A 942-nucleotide genomic window follows, 5' to 3' on the forward strand; every position below is an offset into this window, starting at 1 on the left:
ATCCTTGATGCGGAAGGGTCGCGCGCGTCGGAGATCCTGCGCGCGGAAGGGCAGAAGCAGGCACGCATCCTCGAGTCGGAGGGACGGAAGGAATCGGCGTTCCGCGATGCCGAGGCGCGCGAGCGCGCTGCCGTTGCCGAGGCGTCGGCGACGCGCGCGGTGTCGCAGGCGATCGAGGAGGGTGGCGCGCAGGCGATCAACTACTTCATCGCGCAGAAATATGTCGAGGCGATCGGCAAGTTCGCGACCTCGCCCAACGCCAAGACGATCCTGTTCCCGGTCGAGGCGACGCAGCTGATGGGGACGCTGGGCGGGATCGGCGAGCTGGCGAAGGACGCGTTGCGGGATGCGACCGCTTCGCCGCCCCAGGTCCAGCCAACGCCTAAGCCGCGGGGGCCGTTCGAACTGTCGAAGTCGGCCGAGGTTCCGAGCAGCTGATGGACGCGGTGGGCGCGGCCGGTGCGTGGCTGATCGCCGCGCTGGTGCTGGGGATCGCGGAACTGGCGGTGCCGGGGGTGTTCCTGGTGTTCCTCGCGATCGCCGCCGCGGTGACCGGGGTGGCCGTGTTCGTGTTGCCCGATCTGCCCGTCGCGGCGCAACTCGGGGCGTTTGCGGTCTGGAGCGCGGTGACGGTGCTGATCGGGAAACGCTGGTACCGCGACTATCCGGTCGAGGGCGGCGATCCGATGCTGAACGATCGCTCGGCGCGCCTCATTGGTCAGGTGGTGGTGGTCGAGACCGCGCTGGTCGGCGGGCATGGCCGCGTGCTTGTCGGCGACGGGAGCTGGCCTGCGCGCGGGGCGGATGCGGCGGTCGGGACGCGCGTCCGAGTGACCGCCGTGTTCGATGGCGCATTGGTGGTCGAGCTTCTCTGAAACCTTCTCCCTTGGGGAGAGGGAAAGCCGCGGAGCGGCGCGGGTGAGGGCACGCCCAGCAGGACCG

General features: G+C 70.1%; 2 protein-coding genes. Both read left to right on the plus strand.

Annotated features, from left to right (window positions below):
• The coding region (locus ASE88_RS19355; protein ID WP_321163393.1) for a band-7 C-terminal domain-containing protein at positions 1 to 438 on the plus strand (438 nt) is incomplete at its 5' end.
• Entirely contained in the window at positions 438 to 875 is a 438-nt protein-coding gene (locus tag ASE88_RS03425; RefSeq protein ID WP_055876052.1) for an NfeD family protein, read from the plus strand. The genes ASE88_RS19355 and ASE88_RS03425, both read left to right, overlap by 1 nt.
• The last annotated feature ends 67 nt before the right edge of the window (positions 876 to 942 follow it).

The organism is Sphingomonas sp. Leaf38 (assembly GCF_001421825.1).
Classification (GTDB): Bacteria; Pseudomonadota; Alphaproteobacteria; order Sphingomonadales; family Sphingomonadaceae; genus Sphingomonas.